At 58.0% G+C, this 21,054-nt stretch carries 19 protein-coding genes, 2 tRNA genes and 1 pseudogene; 11 read left to right on the forward strand and 11 right to left on the reverse strand.

The window, feature by feature from the left end; all coding sequences use genetic code 11:
• The first annotated feature begins 113 nt into the window (after nt 1-113).
• The 4 genes from D6860_RS17525 to D6860_RS17540 all read left to right on the forward strand — a co-directional run bounded on the left by D6860_RS17525 (nt 114) and on the right by D6860_RS17540 (nt 2,767).
• Complete coding sequence (locus D6860_RS17525) at nt 114-998, forward strand: DUF1403 family protein (protein ID WP_076625835.1); 885 nt, start codon at nt 114-116, stop codon at nt 996-998.
• Between the two features lie 2 nt (nt 999-1,000).
• Nucleotides 1,001-1,597, forward strand: coding sequence for an SMC-Scp complex subunit ScpB (locus D6860_RS17530; protein ID WP_076625836.1), 597 nt, complete (start codon nt 1,001-1,003; stop codon nt 1,595-1,597).
• Nucleotides 1,598-1,730: 133 nt separating this feature from the next.
• Nucleotides 1,731-2,195 carry a helix-turn-helix domain-containing protein gene (locus tag D6860_RS17535; protein ID WP_076625837.1) on the forward strand — a complete coding sequence of 155 codons (465 nt, stop codon included), beginning with the start codon at nt 1,731-1,733 and terminating at the stop codon, nt 2,193-2,195.
• Nucleotides 2,192-2,767 (forward strand): PIN domain-containing protein, encoded by a 576-nt coding sequence (locus D6860_RS17540; protein ID WP_076625838.1) that lies wholly within the window; start codon nt 2,192-2,194, stop codon nt 2,765-2,767. Before D6860_RS17535 ends, D6860_RS17540 begins: the two co-directional genes overlap by 4 nt.
• Nucleotides 2,768-2,886: 119 nt before the next feature.
• Here D6860_RS17540 and D6860_RS17545 read toward each other — a convergent pair whose 3' ends face one another.
• The 4 genes from D6860_RS17545 to D6860_RS17560 form a co-directional block, all read right to left on the reverse strand.
• Entirely contained in the window at nt 2,887-3,804 is a 918-nt protein-coding gene (locus tag D6860_RS17545) for a nucleotidyl transferase AbiEii/AbiGii toxin family protein (protein WP_076625839.1), read from the reverse strand.
• Complete coding sequence (locus D6860_RS17550; RefSeq protein ID WP_076625840.1) at nt 3,794-4,624, reverse strand: type IV toxin-antitoxin system AbiEi family antitoxin domain-containing protein; 831 nt, start codon at nt 4,622-4,624, stop codon at nt 3,794-3,796. The genes D6860_RS17545 and D6860_RS17550 overlap by 11 nt, the downstream gene beginning before the upstream one ends.
• 261 nt (nt 4,625-4,885) lie before the next feature.
• Nucleotides 4,886-5,953 (reverse strand): CBASS cGAMP-activated phospholipase, encoded by a 1,068-nt coding sequence (locus D6860_RS17555; protein ID WP_076625841.1) that lies wholly within the window; start codon nt 5,951-5,953, stop codon nt 4,886-4,888.
• A 476-nt stretch (nt 5,954-6,429) separates the two neighbouring features.
• Nucleotides 6,430-7,797, reverse strand: coding sequence for a nucleotidyltransferase domain-containing protein (locus tag D6860_RS17560; RefSeq protein ID WP_076625842.1), 1,368 nt, complete (start codon nt 7,795-7,797; stop codon nt 6,430-6,432).
• Nucleotides 7,798-7,936: 139 nt separating this feature from the next.
• Here D6860_RS17560 and D6860_RS17565 point away from each other — a divergent pair, with 139 nt between their 5' ends.
• Together D6860_RS17565 and D6860_RS17570 are read left to right on the forward strand one after the other, a co-directional pair.
• Nucleotides 7,937-8,272, forward strand: coding sequence for a helix-turn-helix domain-containing protein (locus tag D6860_RS17565; RefSeq protein ID WP_057790503.1), 336 nt, complete (start codon nt 7,937-7,939; stop codon nt 8,270-8,272).
• Entirely contained in the window at nt 8,269-9,156 is an 888-nt protein-coding gene (locus D6860_RS17570; protein ID WP_076625843.1) for an ImmA/IrrE family metallo-endopeptidase, read from the forward strand. The genes D6860_RS17565 and D6860_RS17570 overlap by 4 nt, the downstream gene beginning before the upstream one ends.
• 404 nt (nt 9,157-9,560) lie before the next feature.
• Here D6860_RS17570 and D6860_RS17580 read toward each other — a convergent pair whose 3' ends face one another.
• The 7 genes from D6860_RS17580 to D6860_RS17610 all read right to left on the reverse strand — a co-directional run bounded on the left by D6860_RS17580 (nt 9,561) and on the right by D6860_RS17610 (nt 16,441).
• A complete protein-coding gene (locus D6860_RS17580) occupies nt 9,561-13,124 on the reverse strand; it encodes a tetratricopeptide repeat protein (RefSeq protein ID WP_128549293.1) in 3,564 nt (1,187 codons plus the stop codon).
• A 251-nt stretch (nt 13,125-13,375) separates the two neighbouring features.
• Nucleotides 13,376-13,690 (reverse strand): hypothetical protein, encoded by a 315-nt coding sequence (locus tag D6860_RS17585; RefSeq protein WP_076625845.1) that lies wholly within the window; start codon nt 13,688-13,690, stop codon nt 13,376-13,378.
• 15 nt (nt 13,691-13,705) lie between these two features.
• A complete protein-coding gene (locus D6860_RS17590; protein WP_076625846.1) occupies nt 13,706-13,912 on the reverse strand; it encodes a DUF3892 domain-containing protein in 207 nt (68 codons plus the stop codon).
• 2 nt (nt 13,913-13,914) lie between these two features.
• Entirely contained in the window at nt 13,915-15,063 is a 1,149-nt protein-coding gene (locus tag D6860_RS17595; RefSeq protein ID WP_076625847.1) for a helix-turn-helix domain-containing protein, read from the reverse strand.
• Complete coding sequence (locus D6860_RS17600; RefSeq protein ID WP_076625848.1) at nt 15,060-15,779, reverse strand: hypothetical protein; 720 nt, start codon at nt 15,777-15,779, stop codon at nt 15,060-15,062. The genes D6860_RS17595 and D6860_RS17600 overlap by 4 nt, the downstream gene beginning before the upstream one ends.
• 499 nt (nt 15,780-16,278) lie before the next feature.
• Nucleotides 16,279-16,364: transfer RNA gene (locus tag D6860_RS17605), tRNA-Leu, on the reverse strand.
• Between the two features lies 1 nt (nt 16,365).
• Nucleotides 16,366-16,441 (reverse strand) — tRNA-Ile (locus tag D6860_RS17610).
• A gap of 271 nt (nt 16,442-16,712) precedes the next feature.
• Here D6860_RS17610 and D6860_RS25795 point away from each other — a divergent pair.
• From D6860_RS25795 to D6860_RS17630, 5 genes and pseudogenes are all read left to right on the forward strand, one after another.
• Nucleotides 16,713-17,093: ArdC-like ssDNA-binding domain-containing protein (locus D6860_RS25795; RefSeq protein ID WP_254681422.1), on the forward strand; the 381-nt coding region annotated here is incomplete at its 3' end.
• Between the two features lies 1 nt (nt 17,094).
• Nucleotides 17,095-17,705: pseudogene (locus tag D6860_RS25800) on the forward strand (ArdC family protein); the annotation flags it as partial.
• Between the two features lie 91 nt (nt 17,706-17,796).
• On the forward strand, nt 17,797-18,186 hold the full coding sequence (locus D6860_RS17620) for a DUF3768 domain-containing protein (protein ID WP_128549295.1): 390 nt from the start codon (nt 17,797-17,799) through the stop codon (nt 18,184-18,186).
• 151 nt (nt 18,187-18,337) lie between these two features.
• Nucleotides 18,338-20,311, forward strand: coding sequence for a ParB/RepB/Spo0J family partition protein (locus tag D6860_RS17625; RefSeq protein WP_076625851.1), 1,974 nt, complete (start codon nt 18,338-18,340; stop codon nt 20,309-20,311).
• A gap of 70 nt (nt 20,312-20,381) precedes the next feature.
• Nucleotides 20,382-20,975, forward strand: coding sequence for a regulator (locus D6860_RS17630; protein WP_076625852.1), 594 nt, complete (start codon nt 20,382-20,384; stop codon nt 20,973-20,975).
• Nucleotides 20,976-21,054: the final 79 nt, after the last annotated feature.

Genomic DNA, 21,054 nt, shown 5'->3' on the forward strand with positions numbered 1-21,054 from the left:
TCATTTTTATGTCCGATAATGCAAAATTATTGGACATCATGGAGACCGATAATGTGGGGCGGTTAGGTCGCTATTTTCTGGCAGAAAGCGCCGCACAAGTGTAGACTTTGGGCATGACATTTGCCAGCCCGGATCACACCAGCGACCTTGACACGCTACCCCGGATGCCCGTCTGGGTCACCTCCGCGCGTGCTGAAACCCTTGAAGATGTTGCGTTTTTGTCGGGCGCGGCCCTCTCTCAACTGCATCTTGTGCTGGTTCAGGACGGCGTCCCCCATGCCTTGTTGCGGGATCGGCTGGCGTTGCGTGCGGCGGAGGCTTGTGTTGCGTTTTCCGGTCGTCCCGAGCGGGCAGGGGAGCTGCGCGATGCGGTGCACCTGTTGCGTCCGGGCGATCTCCCCGGTCCGGCCGGCGAAACCTGCCTGGCCTGGCGGCGCGCGGTTGAGCGGCCGGTGTCAATCAAGGCTCTGGGCCGCGCCTTGCAGACCTTTGAGCCGGGCCAGATCGCCACGTGGCTGGATGCGGGGCAGGGGGCGCCGGTAGTCCGTGCTGCGATGGTGCTGGAAGCGGTGCAGAGCGAAGCGCCGCGGGCCGATGTGCCCGCGTTGATCCTCGCGGATATAGCCCTCGCCCAAGCACTCGGTTGGGATCATCTGATGCCGCTGCTGGCGACTGGCCTGAAACGGGCTGACCTGCGCAAGCAAGGCGATGATCTTCGCTTCGCCTGTCATCGCGCGCTGATCTCCTCGGTGGTCGACGCCGTGCGTCTCGCCGCCGACCTTGCACGTCGGGCGGCGCATCTGAAGACGGTCGCACCCAAGCTGCGGGCCAAGGGGGCTGGCAACGCGGTCGAGATGTTCCTGACCCGCGATGCTATGGCCCCGTCGGCCTTGCCTTTGCCGGATCGCGCCGCGCGGCGGCTCTGCGATCGGCTGGTCGACCTCGGCGCGGTGCGCGAGCTGACCGGGCGCGACACCTTTCGGCTTTACGGGGTGTAGCGATGGCAAAGGATCGCTCTGAACCAGACCTGGATCGCGAGTTGACTGACCTGCCGCCGGAGCTGCGCTGGCGGGAATGGATGCGCCGCATCGAGGCGGTGCTGTTTGCCTCGGCATCGCCGGTCCCGCGAGACGACCTGGCCCGCGTGGTGGGGAAGGGGGCCTCAGTCGACCTCCTGGTTGAGGATCTCGCCGCCGAGCTGGAGGGGCGGGCCTTCGAGGTCGCCCAAGTCGCCAGCGGCTGGATGTTCCGGACGCGGGCCGCTTACGCGCCGGCGATCCGCGCTGCGGCGGACGTCGGGGATCAATTACTGGATCTGAAGGAGTTCGACGTCGCGGTCCTGGCAGCAATCGCATATCACCAGCCGATTACGCGCGACGGGCTCAAGGATATCTTCGGCAAAGATATCAGTCGTGACCTGATTGGTCGGCTGCATGCGCGCGACTTGATCGGGACCGGGCCACGATCGCCGCGTCGCGGTGCGCCCTATACCTTCGTCACCACCGAGCAGTTCCTTGTTGCGTTCGGGTTCGAGAGCTTGCGTGATCTGCCCGATCGGGAGCAGCTTGTTGATGCGGGCGTGGTCGGTTCTTCATGAGAGCGATGCGGTGTTCGCATGCTGTGACCCGTTTACACGATCTAAACGAATTTCGAATATTTCGAGTGTTGCGATTGTTTCGAATGACGGATAGCCTATATCCAACACGAGACGAGAGAACCGGAGAGAGAAGATGAACGCCCTCAGAAAAGAGGCGTTCTTTGATCGTTTGCCCGACGAGGTCGAGATCAAGAACGCCGAACAACTCAGAACGATTGTCGCCTCCCAGATCAAGGAAGGCGAACCGACAAAGCTGTCGCTCGCCCTGGAAGGCGGCGAAGTTCGCACCGTGACGCTTGCGCCCGCCCTGACGGCTTCGCTGCTCGAGGTGCTGCGGCTTGTGTCGAGCGGTCGCGGGTTTCGGATGATCCCCGTCGAGTCAGAGCTGACCACACAGCAGGCCGCGGACCTTCTCAATGTGTCCCGTCCGTTCTTGGTGAAGCTTCTCGAGGAAGGCGAGATTCCGTTTGCGAAGACCGGCCGTCATCGCCGAGTTCGTGCCGACGATCTCTTTGCCTACAAGGAGAAGCGTGATGCGTCTCGCTCGGGTGCTTTGAGTGACCTTGCCGCAATGGATGCGGAAGAAGGTCTTGTATGAGCCGATACGCTGATCGGTTCACGGCTCTCCTCGATGCCTGCGTTCTTGGCGGCGCGCTTCGAAGAAACATGCTCCTAAGCTTGGCCGAGGCCGGTTTGTTCCGGCCTCGGTGGAGCAGTCGCATTCTTGACGAGACTCAGAAGGCAATCACCCAGATTACCAAGGGCGAAACCGATGGTTCCCGGCAAAGGGCGGCAATCGAAGCGGCCTTCCCCGAAGCTCTGGTGACAGGCTATGAGATCTTCGAAGGCAAGCTCGCACTGCCCGATCCTGGCGACAACCACGTGCTGGCAGCAGCCATCACAACGTCTGCCTCTGTCATCGTGACGGACAATCTCGCGGACTTTCCATCGGCGGCTTTGGACCCGCACGCCATCCAGGCGATTTCCGCCGACGACTTCATCGCCGATACAATCGAGCTGGATCCCTCAGAGGCCATTCTGGCCCTGCGCCGCATGCGGGAGCGTTTCAAAAATCCGGCGCTTGATGTTGCGGCTTTGATTCACAAGTCAGAAGCGCAGGGCCTATTGCAGGTTGCAACCTTCATGGACGAGTACCAGTCGTTCCTGTGAGGAGACGATTGGTGGATGTCATAGCATGGGCATCCAGTACTGTCGGCGATTGTGGCCAGCTTTAGGCCCCGCCGGACGTGCTAAGCGGTCTGTAGTATTCTGTCATCTCTGATCCATCTTCAGCCGAGGAGCCTCTCCAGCTCTTCCCCTTGGGCGGCATGCTTCTTGGGGTTTTCTGCTTTCAGCTTGTTCACGTTGATGAGCTTCCATCTGACCGCTGGAAGCTCGGCCGCTTGAGGGCGGTCGATCGCGTCGAAGTCGGGATCGCCTTCATGCAGGGTCCTCAGAAACCTCTTCGCGTTTTCATCTATGCGGGATTGGATGTCCCCAATCAGGCGGTCGCGTGTTGCGACCAAATCTGGAAGGTCGACCGCTTCCTTCGTCATGCCCTCAAATTCCCGGACATAGGGCTGCCTCAGATCGATCAGGTTTGGGTTCAGCAATTCGTGCGGTGGGCGCGGTGAACACGCTACATAGATCAGGAAAGTGCGGAACAACGCGTCGGTAAACCCTTCGTTCTCGTAGAGCAGTTTAACGTCGTAGAGGTCTCGCGGGTGCTGGCGATCAAGGGCCGCATGGAGCTTGCCGCCGAACAAATCCCCGAAGGATACGATGTTCATCGTCGCATATCCGAACGCCTCCTCGACGGCTTCGGAGACTTCGCGTTGTTCCGGATCATGCACGACGCCCCGGGTAACGGGGGAGGTTTCGATTTTGATTTCGGCTGTGCCGAGGCGGGCGAGCGCACGCGTAGCCCCACCGCCACCGCCGGCAATGCGCTGAGCTTTGGCGCCGGTGATGCCGCCTTCGATGGCGGCGGCGATCCGGTCCATCGCGTCGTTGATCTCGACGAGGCTTTCGGCGCGGTCCTTGACAGGCAGATAGGTCAAATCGATATCGACCGAGAGGCGCGGAAGGTCGCGATAGAAGAGGTTGATGGCCGTCCCGCCCTTGAGAGCAAATATCTCCTCCTTCGCGACATACGGGAGTATGCGCACGAGCAGGGCTACTTGGGCGGCATAGTCTTCACGCGCCATCACCACGTTCCTTTCTTGCAAACTCTTCCGGCACCATGATCCTGTAGCGCGGATGTATCTTGCCGCCTTTGACCAATGCGCGATCCCCGCTGCCGAGGTCGAAGTCTTCTGGATCGAGACGCTTGCGCCAAGCATGGTCGTGGCGGTCGGCGAACACGAAGAACAGGCGTTTGACCTTGATCTTCTTGCAACTTCTGAGCAGTGCCGAGAGGGTTCTTGGGCGCAACGTCGTCAGGCTTTCGAACACCATGTCGAGGTTGTGAAAGCTCTCCTGATCCGGCAACTCGTCCAGCGCCTCAAAGATCGCGCGTTCCGGCGAGGACATCACCAGTTTCCAGTCCCATGGCAGGGACGATGCTGTCTCGTTGAGATTTTTTCGTGCGTCATTGACACCCAACTCTGGATCGGAGAACAGCGATACGCTGCGTGTGCGGAGTTCGGCGTTGAGCGGCAGTTTTTCGAGCCAGTTGGGGATTTTTGAGCCGTAGAGCCAGACTGTGCTCTTGTCGCCGAGTGAGAGATAGTGCGCATAGCCTTGCAGGTCCAATGCCGTCGCCCCCCCGACATGTACAGGGTAGTGCATGATGTGCTGGAGCGAGAGCAGGCAGGTCTTCCAATCGAGCGTATTCGTGGTGGCGCTGCCTGGTGCCGGGCGGCGGAAGACGCCGCGTCCAAGGCGTTCTAGCCAGCCACGTTGGACATAGGCGTAGGACGAACGCCGGCCTATCCCGTGGTGCTCAAGCCAGACCGAGTCCACGAGGAACCCCGTGGGAACAGCCTCAAGAAGGCTCTTTAGTTTTTCGTGTTCTTGTCCGCTCATAGGCGACACAATGATATATTTTTAAAGGGACCGCCACTTGTTTCAGTGGAAACCCACAAAATAGTCCGTCAAGGATGGACAAATTTTCTCATTTTCAAAGAGACCGGTGGTTGTCGGCTCTGAAACTCACCAGCAAAGCAGGGGGGATGCCCTCGAACAGCTGAGAAAACACCCGGCCATGTGGGCTTCGCAGATGAGCGACTACCGGTCGTTCCTGCGACGAGAAAACCGGTGTTTGTCTATCGGCGAATGTGGCCGACTTTAAGTCCCGCCCGACGTGCTAAGCGGTCCGTGGTAAAATGCAGCCGAAGCCCGAGGAGCATCAAAGAATGTCTCAAGCCGTTCGGCGTTTTCTTCGACAAGACGTTTCGCCTGCTGCGGAAGTTCGGCACTCGCTCGCGTGAAGTCATCAAGTGCAATGGGTTCGAGCGTCGGAGCGGATGTCAGACGAAGCATGCGGTCTCGCCCGATCAAAAGTCCGGCCTGTCCAAGGGCGTTCTGGCTTTGCAGGTGCATCGCGCTCTCGATGATTGTTCTCCAGTGGAACATGCCGCCGCGCTTGATCTGACCGTCAGTCATACGAAGGTCTTGATCGCCACAGCCTAGGCTCAGGATGTCGATTTTGTGTCTGTCTACGTTGAAACAGCTCATGGCATCGACCAGCACCACCATGACGGGGTTGTTCGCCCAAACACCGCCATCGGCAAAGTGCCGGGTGCCATTTCGGTAGGTCGAGAAGAATGTCGGCGCGGCTGACGTCGCCAATGCTACCGTGACCAGTTCTTCCTGCCAGTCGAGGCGGAAGTCAGGGTGGTGCGGGGTCTTGAGGACGTTGACCTCGTTGAACCCATCGAAGGCGGGAATGTTCAAACGCACATTGACGGAGCCCAATGTCCTGTTGCCAAAGCGATCTCGAAGCGCTCGTTCCAAGGGTTCGCGGTTGTATCGATAGACGGCAAGATCGCGGGCGAACTGGTAAGCGGATCGCATCGCGCGACCAATTCGAGTTGGAGGAGTCCAAGGCCTGGGAAATATTTCCGACCCGTGGCGCATATAGATTTCGAGAACCTCCTCGGCGCGCATCCCTGCTGCCATGCCGAGCGCGATTATTCCTCCGGTTGAAGTGCCGGCGATCATGTCGAAGTAGCTGGCTGCCGAACCGCCCTTCAAGAAACGACGCTCGCATTCCGCCAGCACCGCCGCAGGCAGAATGCCTTTTATGCCGCCGCCATCAATGGACAGTATGCGAAGATCATCTGCGGGCCATTCGAGTTGATCTCGACGGTGAAAGATGGTGCCCTGCGAGCGGCGGGATTGAGGTTGTGCCATGAAATCTCTCCATAAGTATCGCCAACCTGGATCGCCCGCCTGACGGATTTCTGATGTGTTTGCCGGTCCCAAACCATTTTCCCGAAGCGAGCCAGCTTTCGTAGCAGCTCAGCCAGTTAGACGCCCAGGGAATGGTCGTATTGCTGATCAGGTCATCTGGCGACCACTGATCCGCTTCGTCGTCGAAGAGGCAGAGGAATGGCCCCGTACGCTCTATTCGCGGATGTGACACGTAAACATGCGGTAGGGACCCTTCTTTGTTACCGAAACGCCTTTGCAAGGTCGGCTCAAGAACCTCAACAAGAGGCTGCAGGTACAGGTTTGATCTGCCTTCGAGTAGTAGGGGTTCCGTATATTCGACCTGCAGCCGGTACGTCGTTCTGTGTGGCTGCAGATGCCCCTCCCAAACGCAAGTTCGCTGGCTCAGCCGGTCGCATGACCATTCGGGATAGACATCGGCCATGTCCGCAATCTGATCACCAACAGTTATCATCAGGTACGGTGCCCCCCATGTTCGTATTCGCGCGTGCAGGCCTCACAAGGCCTGGTGCGGATGCGATCCCAGCACCCAGAGCTGGAGCAGCCAGGGACGAAACTGGTGCCGCAGGTTTCAAATGCCCGCTCGGTGTCATGCCGAGCGCACCATGTTCGAGCTGGACAGTCTGTGCGCGATGATAGGCCTGCAGAGCGGTCTCGCCGGCCTTTTCGCCGAACAGATCGTCGAACGTTGATTGGATAACCGCAGGATCGAAGCCAACCCGCTTCAGGTTTTCGAAGCGTTCGATGAGGGTGAGCAAGTCCGCCGCCCAAAGTTGCTGGTCGCTCCTTTGAGCCGGCCACCGATCGGTAAATAGATCGGGGTAGTGTGCCGGATTGCGAACTTCCAGCAACCGCAGGTTCTGTTCGGCATTGCGGATCTGCCAGCGCATCCGCTTGGCAATCGCTATCACCTCATCGACCAGGCTATCGTTTGCAGGGCCGGCATCGATTGCAATCGCTGCGATAATGACGGCCGGGGGTTTGCGTTTGCCACGGTGATCGTCGTGCTTGCGATAGCGTTTGTCGCGGAACCTCTTGATCAGCTGCAGGGCAACCACGCGAGGCGATTTCTGGTCGAGCGGGACATGCACCGGCATCGGTTGGGTATCTGCCTTTTGCAACGCCAGACCAGACGTCTCATTTGAAAGCCGCGTGGCCAGTTCGGTATAGGTTTCGCCATCGACGAGGTAACGACGCGCATCGAAGCGCTTCTGAAACGCCTCGCTGATCTCGACGCGAGCATTGAAGTGATCGGCAAACCCCTTCGGATTGATCTCCTTGTGGTACCGCTCGTCCGTCTCAGGCTTGTAGTGAAACAAGGTTGCCACGCGTTCTGGTGCCCCATCGATGCGAACGACCGGCATCAGATCGACTGTGACGCCGTCCGGGTAGGTAACCGTGACACAGCGACTGTTTTTCTCAATCAGGTAGTCGTAGTACTTGCTGCCTTTTTCGCCCTTGATCGCTTTGTACAGTTGTTCAAGCACCCATGCCGGATCGGTGCCAGGAGCGATCGCGATCTCGAGCACGGCATCAACGTCGTGCTGGTCGGTCTTCAGGCGTGACCGAGTCGCGGCGTGGATTGCAAAGCTGCCAGAAGGGTAGATCTCAAGGACCAAATCTTCGAGAGGGCTGCCAGGGCGGTCGACATGCTGAGCGAGCCCGCGAAAATGGCGGTCGGCTTCGTCGTGCATCGTGCGGGTGATCTGGAGGGCACGTGCAACGTCCATCAGCGCAGCTTCTACAGGGTCGATCTCCAGGCCGCGCGCGAAATCTTCGAGGTTCGTCCTGATATTCATCTTCATCTGCCCCCTCAGGCTTGACGGATTCGCTGATCCGTCTTACAGTTTTTGACGTTTTCGTAGGACGGAAAGCGAAAAAAGAAGCCGCGAGCAAGCGGCGAGAATCCTACGATATCGTCATACTAACACATGCGGGAGCGTCATGTCAAATTCTACGGATTCCAATGGTGGGTTCGGTGACAGGTTACGTCAAGCCAGAGAGGCGCGAGGGATCAACCAAACGGAACTTGCGGCAAAGACCGGGTTACAACCATCAGCAATCGGCCATTTCGAGAAGGAGCGGCGCAAGCCTTCGTTTGCAAACATTCGGGCCCTCGCGAAGGCATTGAGCGTTACGTCAGACTACTTGCTCGGAAGGACCAGTGACATGGCCGGGGCAACAACGGCTTTTCGCGGTGAAGAAAATTTGTCGGATGACGACCGAGAACACATCCAAATGATGATTGATCTCATGAACCAGAGAAAGTCAGGTCGTTGAGCAAATTCCGAATTCATATGGCGCGGCGCCAAGGTGAACTCAAAGCAAAAGAAAAAGGCTATGATGCTTTCCCCGTTGATCCGTTTGCGATTGCGGAGACCGAGGACATCTTTGTCGAGCCAAAGGATCCCGGCCGGGTTGGCGTGAGCGGCGGGATCATCTTCCATGATGAGAGCGTTGGCATTTTCTATGCGACCGATATCAAGAGCGAAGGATTTCGCAGGTTTACCGTGGCTCACGAACTTGGCCACTATTTTCTTGAGGGGCATCCCGAGGAAATTCTGAAGACTGCTCCGATCCACATGTCCAGGGCCGGGTTTTCACAAGGGACGAGTTCGATAGAGCTGGAGGCGGATCATTTTGCGTCTGGGCTGCTCATGCCATCGAAACTCGTGGGCGAGGTCATCGGGGGAAGCCGTGTCGGTCTGGATGGGATCATTGCGCTAAGCCAGCTGGCCGAGTGCTCGCTCACGGCCTCTGCCATCAGAGCCGCCGAATGTTGCGACTATCCGATGGCGGTTGTCGTCAGTTCTGGCGACAAGGTCGCATATGCGTTCTTGTCTGAAAGCTTCAAAAAGCTTGATAAGCTCTCATTCCTCAAAAAGGGCACTCCGCTACCACGAACCCATACCCTGCGGTTCAACGCTGATACGCAAAACATCCGGTCCGCGCGCTCGATATGTGGTCAGACCAGTCTTGCTGAATGGTTCTCTTGCAGGCGACGGCTTACGTTGGATGAAGAAGTCATCGGTCTCGGTGCTTATGGCTTCACCCTTACCGTCCTTTCCAGCGAAGAACTTGCCGACGACCCTGATGACGAAGCTTACGAAGAGGAAGCCCTATTGATAGAGAGCTGGACTCCCAAGTTCGCTCGAGGTCGCTAACGTAGCCTTAATCTCTGGACGTGGGTCCGCACTTTTCTTCGAAAAGTAGATCGGTTGCGATCTGCTGGCCCGGCTGCGGTACAAAGACTTGATCGCTTCTGGGTTGCGGTCTCCGCGTCCAGGGCGCCACATACTTTCGTGACCACGGAGATTTTACTGGTGACGTTCGATCTGCAGAGCCTGCGGGACCTGCCGGAACTGTGATGTCCGAAATGTGTTGTAATCTTCGAACAAGCGAAGCCGCCCGTTTTCAATTGGTCGGGCTTTGACTTTCAATCAGTCGCAGGTTTGGCCCAACCTGAAATGCACAGGTACACGCGCTACTGGCTGAAGCTTGAAGAACCGTGGGTAGTGCATCTTCGGCGGGGAGGATGGAAATCGAAACGTTGGATTTGCACCGATCATTACTCAGTTGTTGTGGGATTACAGTGTAGGAAATGACCTCGTGTCCATTCGCGTGCATATCGTCGAACACGATCGTCACCACATCTCACGGTGAACGCCTCAACGATCTGGTCTGTTGCAATTCCATTCAACCGCACTAGCGCACGAAGCACATGACTAGTGGCAGATTGTGCCTCAAGCGAAGTAAGCACTTGAAACGCAAGATCTGCAAAGGCGGACGCGACTATGAGATGGCTATTCGGTTCGGCATTTTGCCCGCCCAAACATCTTGCCAGAAACTGAAAACCCCCTTTCTTGTCAGAGTGATCAGCTCGGAACGCTGCCAACAGTAGGTTGGCATTCACCGAGAGAACCCCGCAGCCCTGCACCGCCAGGTACATCATGCTCCTTGCATGGTGCTCCCTGTCGATGGCTTCGACCTCGAGCAGATGATCCAATAGCGCATCGATCCCGACCGCGTTCAGACCCGCGATCTCACATGCGACCTGTCGGAACCGAAGATCGAGGGATAACACTGTTCCGCCCTCCCGGGTCGCAACGGAAACGGTGTCAAACTGGTCTCCAAGGAGATCGGCCAATTGCCGAACCTGCGCGTCTTGGAATTTGGGCATTCCAATTCCGACCGAAGTTACGCTTTTGCCGATCTTTGCAACGACGTCATCGATTTCTGCTCGCTGCGAGTTCCGCGCATCTTCAGAGTGAACTGTGCGAACGATATTCTCACCTTCCGAGTGCAACGTCATCGACTCCGAACCAGCTTCCCCGATGCGTTCGGACCAGGCGCGCAACTCATCGATTGCTGATACTGGGATCAAGACGCTTTCAAACGTGTTCGCGACACAGGTGAGAAGGTCCAATTTCGCTAGGACCCATGCCGTAATGCTATCAAGCACGAGCGGACCATGTGCGGCCACTCCAAGGTGGGCACGTTCTGCCGCCCGTTCGTGCGGATGGCCCGTCGCAACCAAGAAGGTGTAGCCAGCCTGTCCGAGGCTGAAGGCGATCTCCGGCAGACTTGCGGGCGACATTTGCGCCAAAGCGCCGAGCGGGAGCGGATGTTCCCGGTAGCTTGTGAAGAGCCGCTCAACGAAAGATCCCCTCTGGCGAATGACGTCGAGGATCGGTTCGATATCTTCATTGATCATCCGCATCGATTGGAAGGCCCGCTGATCCGGGAAGCGAGCCTGAAAAGAGGTCGAGAGCCTGTGGAAGAGGTGGAGTGTTTTCGGCTTGATCTCCGTCACCGTCCATTCTGACGGCTTGAGGCCTGTATCGGTGGTGAATCCACTTCCGACTGGCTGGCCTAGCGCCGCAGCAACGATTGCGTTCTTGGTGTCAAAATGCTGTCGGGTATGGTCCTCTTGGTTCGCAACGATAAATTCGAACGGGTCACCATCGGGCCGCGTAAGGCGCACCCATGCTCCCAGTTCGACAACATCGTGTTGAGGGAGGGCCGGGGGGCGCTCATCGAACGCATCCATCAACATCATCCCGAAGAAAGCCAGGCAAACCTCTGGATCGTCTTCATTATGTGTTACGATATCGTAGGCTTGCTCTAGGACATCGGCGCGTCCTCGACGCCACAGCAGTTGGATGAGATTGAGTTGGTCAATTGGTTCTCCCTCCAGTTCCTCGAGGGCGACTTCATCGAGCAGTTCATCTGCCCGTCGTTTCTGATTGGACCGGCCGAGAGCTTGCCAGAGCGCTAGAATGGTGTGCGCTTGGTTCGGCTCCAGATTCAGAGCTCGCTTGAACCATGGAACGGCCTCGCGTGCCTTCCCGATCGCAACAAAGAAGTGACCTCCGGCTCGTTGTAGGTCTACGTCGGTTTCAGCATGGCGACGTAGCTGCGAAAAGAAAGTCTCTCCAGACTGCCTGGGTTTCGATACGCGTGCATGCGCAACCGCCAGTCGAAAGCGCTCATGTCCAGGCACCTCAGGATTGACGTGCCCATCGAGGAGGTCGATCACGTCATCCTGCCAATCCAACTTTGCAGCGGATTCCGCGAGTTTAAACCTCAAGAACCTGCTGTCTGGCGGCCCCATATCTAAAGCCCGCCGAACCAGATCTGCGGCGACATCGTCCATACCGGCTCGCTTGCAGAGCTGGCTCGTCGTCAGCATTGATGCGGAATCCTGGATCTCTTCGGCAATCGCAAGAATTGCTTCAGCATTATTCGACTGAGACGTCTCAATTGCTCTGAGCACCTCGAGAAGGGTGTCCACCGGAATCTCGGAGGGCCGTTCAATGTCTTCCGGGTTCATCTCAACGACTAAGATGGCTTGGGCCCAATCGCGTTCGCGAATGGCCCACTCCAATTGCATGATGGCCTTATCTTCGAATGGCAGCTGAAAGACGCGATCAAGTATGTCCTGACGACCAAGGTCCAGCGCCACGGCCGCGACGATCGTCCGGCTGGCTTCGTCTTCGATCAGCGCGTCAATCGACGGCTCGAGTAGTTCCATGGCTCGTTCCGGCTCATTCGCGATGCGAAACCCGGTGATGGCATTCTGAAGAAGCGAGATATGTGTCTTGTGGGCGGGGACCTCTGTCATGAGCAAGGTCGTCCAAAGATCTGCTAAATTCTCGGCAGCCTCCTCGGCGCGACGCCGAACCTCGGCGGCCTGGGCAATGCTCGACGATGGAGCAAGCAGCACTTCCACGGCTTCATCGAGAACGGCTTCAGCGGCGTAGCGTCTGGCAGGGCGAGATTCCGGATATGCAGCGATCGTGTCGCGCGCCTTCGCTTTCCAGCCAGCATCATCACGCGCCCGAAGGACGTTCAATGTGGTTAGCATGACCTGTTCATCATGCCGAACAGAGACTGGCACGTCGTCCAAATAGGAAAGGTCTGCTCCTATTGCTCCATTCGCCTGGACAAAGTTTATCCAATGGTGCGGCGTGTCCGGATGTTCATCCAAAAGCTCTTGGGCAATCCGGACCGCGGCCTCCAACTCCTCGCGAATTAGGAAACCCGTGACGGCATTACTGCGAATTTTCGGGGAGATTGTATCAAGCTCATAGGCTCGGAGAAAAAGAGCGCTAGCCTGATCTTCCTGCCCGAGATGAAGATAGCAGTTTCCTCTCAACGAAGCGATTTTCGCGTGCCATTCAGGATCGTCCTGTATGGACGGACCGCCTTTCTCAACTGCATCAAAGATACCAAGGGCCGTGACATACTTCCGCTCCTCAATCAGCTTACGCCCAGGTTGGAGAACCAGGTCACTGAAGTCAGTCCGGACGGCTTCGAGGCGCGTATTCTGTTCGACGATCTCCAGTCTCGTTGAAATTCCATTCAGTTGCTCGGTGGTCCCGTCTTCGAGTTCAAGCTGCCGCAGTTCCTGTCTGGCAATACGATTGTCCTGTTCGTTCAACTTCTCAGAGACATCCGAATGCCATTTCGCCGTTTTGCGATCTCGCTCTGATGGGAGGACGTGTCGACCAATAGTTGCGAGCGGCCCTCCGACAGCCGGGACAGCTGAAACTACTGCATCCAAGGCGTTGCGGTAGCCTTCGGAGGCCTTGGTCATCTCTTCTGGGGGGCGGATTTTCTTGCTCGACATGACGCCTGGTGTTCTTGGTTTGTCCTATTGATATCGCGCCCAGATGCGGTTTTCCACCAAGATCACCTAGGTTTTGTTGAGGCCAGCACTGAGACGGAAATAATGATGAGAAGTTCCCAAGTTTGACTCAGAACTCCGCCTCACAGCGCCTAGAAAACGTAAATGCAAAAACGTTCGTGCTATGGTTTAGCGCAAGTAGAAAAGAAGATGAGCGCCATAAGCTCAGTGCAGACGTCGAACGCGGTGCGGCATCAAGAGATTTTAGGGTTATCGGCCTCATACCATTCCCTGATGGTTCTAGTGAGAGTTGACAGTGCAAAGCCTCGGCTCATACGCACATCCAGCGAAGCAAATTCTTCGTCGAATTTCACGACATCTTCTCCAAAAGCTGTGAATTCAAACCTCCCACTAGAATACTCGTCATCGGGATCGTAGCCCACCACGCGCCAGCTACCTATGACCTCACCGTCGCGAGTGATGACGTCGCCCTGCGACAAACTCTGGTCGTATCCGCTTTGCAGCCACTCATCGTGGCCGATGAAGTTGATCGGGTAAGTTAGGTCCACGAGGTGTTTCTATCCCTATCGGTTAACGTTGTCTTTCTTGGATTTGTCGGGATTGTCACGGGCGTATTCACGGCCATTTATCTTCACGACGTGTGCATCAGGATGTTCGCCTCTTTTGATTTCGGCCACAACGTTTCTTCGGGGAACGTTTTTTCGCTTTCCGATGTCGTAGTGTTCGTTGCGCCCACCAGGGCCATCGTTCTTGCCTTTAATTTTGGTCATTTCTACTCCTGCCTTGCGCTCTTTAACTGGATCACATTCGAGCCAGTGGTTTCCAACACACGTCCGAAAATCTCTTGCTCGCCCATGCGCGGCAAAGACAGTCTGCGGCGAACTTGCTGCAGCAAGAGCTCACCTCCACCCTCGATTGCATCAATTGCCCTTCGGAGCATGCGGGGTTTTTCTAAAGGCATCTCCTTGTCGAAAGGCTCGCCGCGTTTTCCTCGGTAACCGTTCTTCGACGCACGAATGTTCAGCGCACGGGCCCACTCGGAGTCACAAACGCCAAGGTCCTGAGCCCGTCTGATCTGGGCGAGAATTGAAATGCCCCACTCTTGTTTGTGTGATGCGAATTCCTCCAGTGACGGATACTGCACTGCTTTTAGGAAAGCGTCTCTGGGAAACAGCAGAGCACCTGCAAATCTGTGGGCTTGTTTCTCGATAGCTTGGTAGGTTTGCGGGTGACGAACCTCTTTCTCAGTCACAAAACCGAAATGGGCCAGCACATGGTATAGCTCGTGCGCAAGATTAAACCGCATCCGCACTGCTGATGACTCAAGGGTATTTGCACCAACGACAGGCCGCTCAATGTGATCTGCCCAGCGAGAATACCCAGACTGTTTACTGTTCTCGATTTCGAAGGCTAGAACAGGGATACCCATGTTTTCCAAGGCGAGGCAAACATCCGGGATTGGATATGAGCCCAATCCCCAAACATCTCTACAATGATCGGCCAAATCCTCAATCTGCTCGTTTGTGACACTGGCCCAGTTCGCGGGCCACTCGGCCAGCCGGGGAAGATTGAGGGCCGGGAAGTCAACATACTCAGAAAGAACGGAGAAAGCCTCTGCGGCCCATTCAATTCTCTGCGACGTTTTACCTTGGGAGCGCAATGGTTCTGAGGCTTGCCGCCGCCAAAATACTGGCCCGCTCATAGGGGGCGGAGCAGGACGCAAGAAAAACTGCCTCGGGAACGACGTTTTTTCCGCAATAGCTTCAAATGTTTCTGCTCGCGGCAACGACGCCCCTGTTTCCAATGCCGTCAACGCATTGGGGGAGATTTCCAGCATACCGCTGAGCGCGGCTTTCGTAAGGCCATGAGCCTCTCTAGCTTGTGTCAGTCTTTCACTGACGAAACCTTCCACTCTTTTCATAGCTCAATGTCTCTTTTTCCCAAACCGCGCTTCAACGAAACGACGACTCGGTCCTCCTGTTTCGGGCGGGCTTCTCCCGCCTTCTCAACTTGGGTCCATCCTAGAATGGAGCCCAACTCACCATTCATGACGTTGGCTTGGAAAAGCCACGATCCGAACGATGCATCTGGTACGGCAAGACGCATCATGGCGAGCGAGGTGTCGCGCCTGTTGAAGTCGCCCACCCTCATGCCGTGCTGAATGACCACAAGCATTGTGTTTCGCGCATCAATCCTTTGGCGCCAGCCGTCGCCCAAGTCCATCTCAAGCTGGCGCAAAGCGAAATGTGAAGCAGCAAGATCCGCTTTGTATGCGGCGCGCTCTGGCCGGGCCCTTAGGTTGTCGATTGGTTCTGCAAGGACGAGCAGTTGGCCAAGTTGGCCCACCACGATCCTCTGCCCGTTGCATGGCAATGTTTTCACCTGATACGGCGCGCGATGGTCGGTACAGGACCTCACCAGAGCTCTCATCCCGTTGTCGCGACGGCTATCACGAACGGCTTGGAGATCAACAGGGTCCCACTCCATACTCGGTCGCTGGACCACGAACCCTCCTGGCGGCTTTGCTATTTGATCATACGCAGCGGCATAGCCACCCCTCAATGCATCAAGCATTGTGTCAATGAACGGCTCGCGAAGGTCCCGCTGGAGCAAGTTGAGGATTTCTGTGTCGTGCATCAGATCGGCCCGTGGATCAAAGTAATGCGGAATATCACACAAAAAACACCAAGTGACAAGGCGCCGAGCACGTGAAATGAAGATTGGTACCTGCCAGCGATGGCATTCGTAAATTCTCTCGTCTAATGTCCGTGCGCAGTTTGGATGCGACCTCGTAATTGCAAGACCTCTTCCAGCCAATCAAAGACGAATGTCTGCGTCCTCGCAGAGAAGAATGCCGCTTGGCAAATGCAGCGTATGGCCGTTTGTCGCCTTCGACCTTCCGTGTTCACGAACACCGGCGCGGAAGTGCCACCCTGTGCATAGCGAACTTCGAGGAAGTGCCTAAGTACTTTCTGTTACTCGCGGTTCGACACGAAGGCGATTCGCAGCTACGAACTCAACCGCCAGCTCGGTAACGAAAATGGCTTCTCCTATTGACCTGAACGTCTTTGCAGGTCGCCTGTTGGCCAGCCTTTTTGAGGGTTCAAAAAGTGCTGCAGCGTTGCGGGGCCGATTCTGGTGCGGACAGCGGGACTCGAACCCGCACGCTCGATTGAGCAGGAGATTTTAAGTCTCCGGTGTCTACCATTCCACCATGTCCGCGTGGTGCCTCGGGCAGGATTCGAACCTGCGACCTAACCGTTATGAGCGGTCAGCTCTAACCGCTGAGCTACCGAGGCACATGGGGATCACTGAATGAGCGAATTCGGTGTCTTGCTCAAGGGTCTTAGGGTCAGCTTGGCGAGTTTTCTGGGCTTCCGCTGGACGGATGCCGAAAGGCACTTCGTGTCAGTGATATGAAAAAGTAAAAGCAAGCTTTGGGTTTTGCCGGATCCGGAGTCACAGGGTGGGGGTCTGGCAGGGTTCTGGACGGACCCTGCCGTCCCCTCCAAGGGTGTTTCCCTGACGGTACCTCCGGGTCTGCACACTTACCAGACATCGGAGATCATCATGGCCAAATCCAGCAAGCCAAAGTTCGACGCCGCGGCATCGATCACCAACGAACTCATTAAGATCATCGACCGGGGTGTGCTGCCCTGGCGCAAGCCATGGACGGTCGGCGGCAGTTCCGTGCCGCTCCGCCAGAACGGCGAACCCTATCAGGGCGTCAACAACTTCTTGCTGACCATGCGCACCATGATGGCCGGATACACCTCGCCCTACTGGATGACGTTGAGGCAGGCGAACGAGCTCGATGCGAAAGTCATCAAGGGCTCGAAGTCTTCGGTGGTCGTCTATTACGGAACGGCCGAGCGCGAACAGGTCGAAAGCGCCCACGGCGGCGAGGCGGAAACCGAAGACCCCAAAACCATTCCCTTCCTGAAATCCTACNTCGAAAGCGCCCACGGCGGCGAGGCGGAAACCGAAGACCCCAAAACCATTCCCTTCCTGAAATCCTACCGCGTCTTTAACGCCGATCAGATCGAGGGGTTGGACCCTCGCTTTCATCCCGTTGCGGCCGAACCGGAAGTTCATCCCGCCCGCGCACCGATCCCGCATATGCAGAGCTTCTTCGAGGCAATCGGTGCCAATGTCAGCTTCTCTGGTCGGGAAGCATGTTACGTCCCGAACCTCGACAAGATTTATATGCCACCGATCGAGCTCTTCGAGAATCCGCGGAATTTCTACGCCGTCTGGGGACACGAGCTCGGCCACTGGACGAAACCCCGACACCGCCTGAACCGCAGCTATGGCGATGCGCGGTTCGGAAACACCGCCTACGCGCGGGAAGAGATCGTGGCTGAGCTCTGCACGGTGTTTTTGGGTCAGAAGCTGGGGTTCTCCGCGCATACGCTGGAGCTGAACGCGGCCTATCTCGACAACTGGGTCCGTGTGCTCCGCTCGGACAAGCGGGCGATCTTCAAACATGCGGCGGACGCGCAGCGCGCCTGCGACTATCTCGTCGCCGTGTCGGAGGCGGGGCAAGGGGAACAGGCCGCATGACGTCCGGGGCCGTTTCGGCTGGCAGGGCGTGGTGAAAGGAAAAGCTGGCTTTGGGTCTGGTGGTTTCAACACATCCCGAAAGGACAGACCCATGAGCCATGCCGAACCCGCAGATTATCCCGGGCCGAGTGCCACCGTTATCGCCGCCCAGAACGATGCCTTCCGCAGATTTGCCTGCCTCGGGATTGCCCCGGATCAAGCGATCCAGGGCCGGCTGGTTGTAACCCAGTCCCTGATCGAGGCAGGCGATGGTTTCGTGACGGAAGCCGTGAAGGCCACCGGTGCGTTCGATAGATTCGAGCCCGACAATGACCCCGAAGGTTGGCACGATTTCGGGGCGGTGACGATCCGTGGTGAAACCGTGTTCTGGAAACTGGATCTGTATGAGGCCAGTTCCGACTATCGCTATGGAGCGGAGACGCCCGAGAACCCCGAGACCACCATGCGCGTGCTGACCGTCATGATGGCGCGCGACTGGTAGGGCAGGCCGCACCCCAACCTTCCATCACCGACAGGCCCGCTGACCCTCCAAAAGGGAAAGTGGGCCTCTTGTCCTGTTGGTTCCCGGATCCGGGGATCGGTCAGGCCGCCCGGGACGTCCGGGTGGCGCAGAACCCAGAGAAGGACATCTCATGACACAAGCGTTCAAACCCGTTTCCGTCGCCATCGGCGATCTCGTCGCCCATCCCGCAAACGTGCGGACCAACTCCCCCGAAACCTACGCCTCTGAGAATATCGCGCATCTCAAGGCCAGCATTGCCGTATTGGGCCTCCTGCAACCGCTGCTCGTCCAGAAGATCGACGGCAAGTTCGGGGTGCTCGCCGGTGGCCGTCGTCACGCGGCCCTGCTGGAACTTGCTGCGGACAAGACCGCCAAGGGCTTCACCAATCGCACGAAGATCGATTGCCGCCTGGTCCCCGACGATTGTGATGTGACCACCGCGCTCTCGCTCGCCGAAAACATCACCCAGGCGCCGATGAATGCCATCGACGAGTTTGAGGCCTTCGCGCGGATGATGGAGGTCGATGGCCAGACGCCGGAAACCATCGCCAGGACCTTCGGTACCACGGTTGCCGCTGTCAAAGGCCGTCTACGCTACGGGCTCATCCATCCCGACATCCGCGCTGCGGCCCGCGCCAAGTTGATCACGCTCGATACGATGAAGGCCTTCGCCGATCACCCGAGCCAAGAGGTGCAACGCGAGGTCTTCGATGCGCTGACCAAGGAGGACAGCTACCTGCAGGCCTATACGGTCCGCAACGCGCTGAAGTCGCGCGGCGTCCAGGTCAGCGACGATATCGGGGCCTTCGTGCGCAAAGACTACGAGGCGCGCGGCGGTGCAATCGCGGCCGATCTGCTGGACGAGCATTCCGTGCTCGAGGATTCCGCGCTGGTCGAAACGATCCTGCTGGAAAAACTCGCCGCCGCCGCCGAAGAGGCGCGGGCAGAGATCGGCTTTGCCTGGGCCGATGCGGTCATCCAGTACGACTATGCCGCCATGGCGGATTATGGCCGGGTCTATCCGGGTCCGGTCGAACCCGATGAGAAGGGTTCAAGGCGCGTCGACGAGATCACCGCCGAGCTTGAGAAACTCGAACACGAGATGGAGAACGAAGAGCTCGAGGATGAGGCGTACAATGAACTCTACGAACGCGTGGACGCGCTGGAAGCCGAGGCGCGGGACCTCCAGGAGGCCTATGGCAAAGAGGATCTTGCCCGTTCCGGCGTGATCGCCTCCTGGTCGCATGGCAAGATCTCCCTGCATCTCGGGATGGTGCGCCCTGAAGACAAGGCGGCGCGGTCTGGCAAAGGCACCGGCGCACCGAGCGACAAGGGCGCCGTAGACGGCGATGAGATCACCTATCCCGCCTCGCTCACCGAGGACCTGAAGACCGAGCGGGCGATGGCGCTCGGCGCGGCCATGGCGATGCATCCAGAGGCGACGCTCGACCTCACGCTCTTCAAATTGGTCACGGATGTGCTGACCAGCGGTATGGGCGTCACCCAGGCGATCAAGGTCGATGCGCGCCAGGAGTATCGTACCCACGCCAAAATGGACGAGATCGACGGTACTTCGCTCGAACAGGTGGCCGAGGCCCATGACGCACTCGACCTCTCCTGGGCCGATGACGCGAAATCCCCCGCCGACCAGTTCGCGCTCTTCCGGGCGCTCGACGCAGGCGAGAAGGCGAAACTCGTGGCCTATGCCACGGCGGCAACCACGCAATCCTGCTTCTCACGGGACCGGCAGCGCGACAGCCTGATGTACGATTTCGAGGTGGAGATCATGCCGGACATCCGGGCGCATTGGACACCGAACGCTGCACTCTTCAACCGCTTCAAGAAGGCCTGGCTTCTGAAGATCCTCGGCGAGGAGTTGGGCCTTGTACAAGAGGCGGTGACCCTGGCCTCTTCGACCAAGAAGCAAGTCGTCGAATTCTGCGACAAGCTTTTCGCCGAGCCCTTCGCCACGCTGACGGAGGCGCAGCGGGCGGCGGTCGCGGCCTGGTGCCCGCCGATGATGCAGACGGCAGGTGTCGAGCCGGTTGATGCCAGCGAGGCCGAGACGCCCGAAGTCGAAACCGAGGTCGCAGAAGCGGCCTGACCCTACAGGCGACCCGCACCGAAACGTAGGCGCGGGTCGCACCCTCCCCTCCATCTTACAGGTAAATCCCATGTCCCTTCTTAGTTTCACCGCGGCGAGCGTCGCGGCGCAGATCGCGCATGCGCGCGGCTGCTCCACCTTCCTGCCGAATTGGAACGGGCCGGTCGGCCAACCCGCCCTGATCCTGATCGTCGGCACTGGCGTCCATCTGCGCTCGAACGGGATCGACGGCAGGACCACGCGGATCGTCACCACCGAACACGCCGATCCCTCCTTCGCATTTGCCGATGGCATCAACCCGTTCCGCGATCCGGATTGGATGGCGGCGCGGCAGGCGGCGTTTCGCGATCTGACGGGCCAGTTCTACACCGACATTCTCGATGACGTGCAGATGCTGATCGACCGCGGTCACGACACTATCCGGCTGGCAACCGATGGCCACACGATCTGCGTTTTCCTGCGCCGCGCCGCCGACTACCTGATCGGCGGCACCTACGACGTGCCCTCCGGTCTCGGCGGGACGTTCCGGGTGATCCTGAAGGACGCCACCGACACCCACGCCCTCGTGCAGAATAGCGGCAATTGCGAGGATTTCGACGAGATGCTGCCCTACCGGGTGCCGCTCGACGCGCTCATCGAAATCGATGACCGGAGGGTGGCTTAGCGCCCTTTCTCACAATCGAATCGCCAATACCCTGCCGCGCTTCGCGCTCTTGATGGTGTGGACGCCCCCTCACGGCATC

The sequence above is a fragment of the Salipiger sp. D13 genome (assembly GCF_003703915.1).
GTDB lineage: Bacteria > Pseudomonadota > Alphaproteobacteria > Rhodobacterales > Rhodobacteraceae > Salipiger > Salipiger profundus.

Excerpts from the sequence above, each read along its gene's own strand:
- D6860_RS17525 (WP_076625835.1), top strand. The coding sequence starts at position 114 with ATGACATTTGCCAGCCCGGATCACACCAGCGACCTTGACACGCTACCC.
- D6860_RS17530 (WP_076625836.1), top strand. The coding sequence starts at position 1,001 with ATGGCAAAGGATCGCTCTGAACCAGACCTGGATCGCGAGTTGACTGAC.
- D6860_RS17535 (WP_076625837.1), top strand. The coding sequence starts at position 1,731 with ATGAACGCCCTCAGAAAAGAGGCGTTCTTTGATCGTTTGCCCGACGAG.
- D6860_RS17540 (WP_076625838.1), top strand. The coding sequence starts at position 2,192 with ATGAGCCGATACGCTGATCGGTTCACGGCTCTCCTCGATGCCTGCGTT.
- D6860_RS17545 (WP_076625839.1), bottom strand. The coding sequence starts at position 3,804 with ATGGCGCGTGAAGACTATGCCGCCCAAGTAGCCCTGCTCGTGCGCATA.
- D6860_RS17550 (WP_076625840.1), bottom strand. The coding sequence starts at position 4,624 with ATGAGCGGACAAGAACACGAAAAACTAAAGAGCCTTCTTGAGGCTGTT.
- D6860_RS17555 (WP_076625841.1), bottom strand. The coding sequence starts at position 5,953 with ATGGCACAACCTCAATCCCGCCGCTCGCAGGGCACCATCTTTCACCGT.
- D6860_RS17560 (WP_076625842.1), bottom strand. The coding sequence starts at position 7,797 with ATGAAGATGAATATCAGGACGAACCTCGAAGATTTCGCGCGCGGCCTG.
- D6860_RS17565 (WP_057790503.1), top strand. The coding sequence starts at position 7,937 with ATGTCAAATTCTACGGATTCCAATGGTGGGTTCGGTGACAGGTTACGT.
- D6860_RS17580 (WP_128549293.1), bottom strand. The coding sequence starts at position 13,124 with ATGTCGAGCAAGAAAATCCGCCCCCCAGAAGAGATGACCAAGGCCTCC.
- D6860_RS17590 (WP_076625846.1), bottom strand. The coding sequence starts at position 13,912 with ATGACCAAAATTAAAGGCAAGAACGATGGCCCTGGTGGGCGCAACGAA.
- D6860_RS17595 (WP_076625847.1), bottom strand. The coding sequence starts at position 15,063 with ATGAAAAGAGTGGAAGGTTTCGTCAGTGAAAGACTGACACAAGCTAGA.
- D6860_RS17600 (WP_076625848.1), bottom strand. The coding sequence starts at position 15,779 with ATGCACGACACAGAAATCCTCAACTTGCTCCAGCGGGACCTTCGCGAG.
- D6860_RS17620 (WP_128549295.1), top strand. The coding sequence starts at position 17,797 with ATGAGCCATGCCGAACCCGCAGATTATCCCGGGCCGAGTGCCACCGTT.
- D6860_RS17625 (WP_076625851.1), top strand. The coding sequence starts at position 18,338 with ATGACACAAGCGTTCAAACCCGTTTCCGTCGCCATCGGCGATCTCGTC.
- D6860_RS17630 (WP_076625852.1), top strand. The coding sequence starts at position 20,382 with ATGTCCCTTCTTAGTTTCACCGCGGCGAGCGTCGCGGCGCAGATCGCG.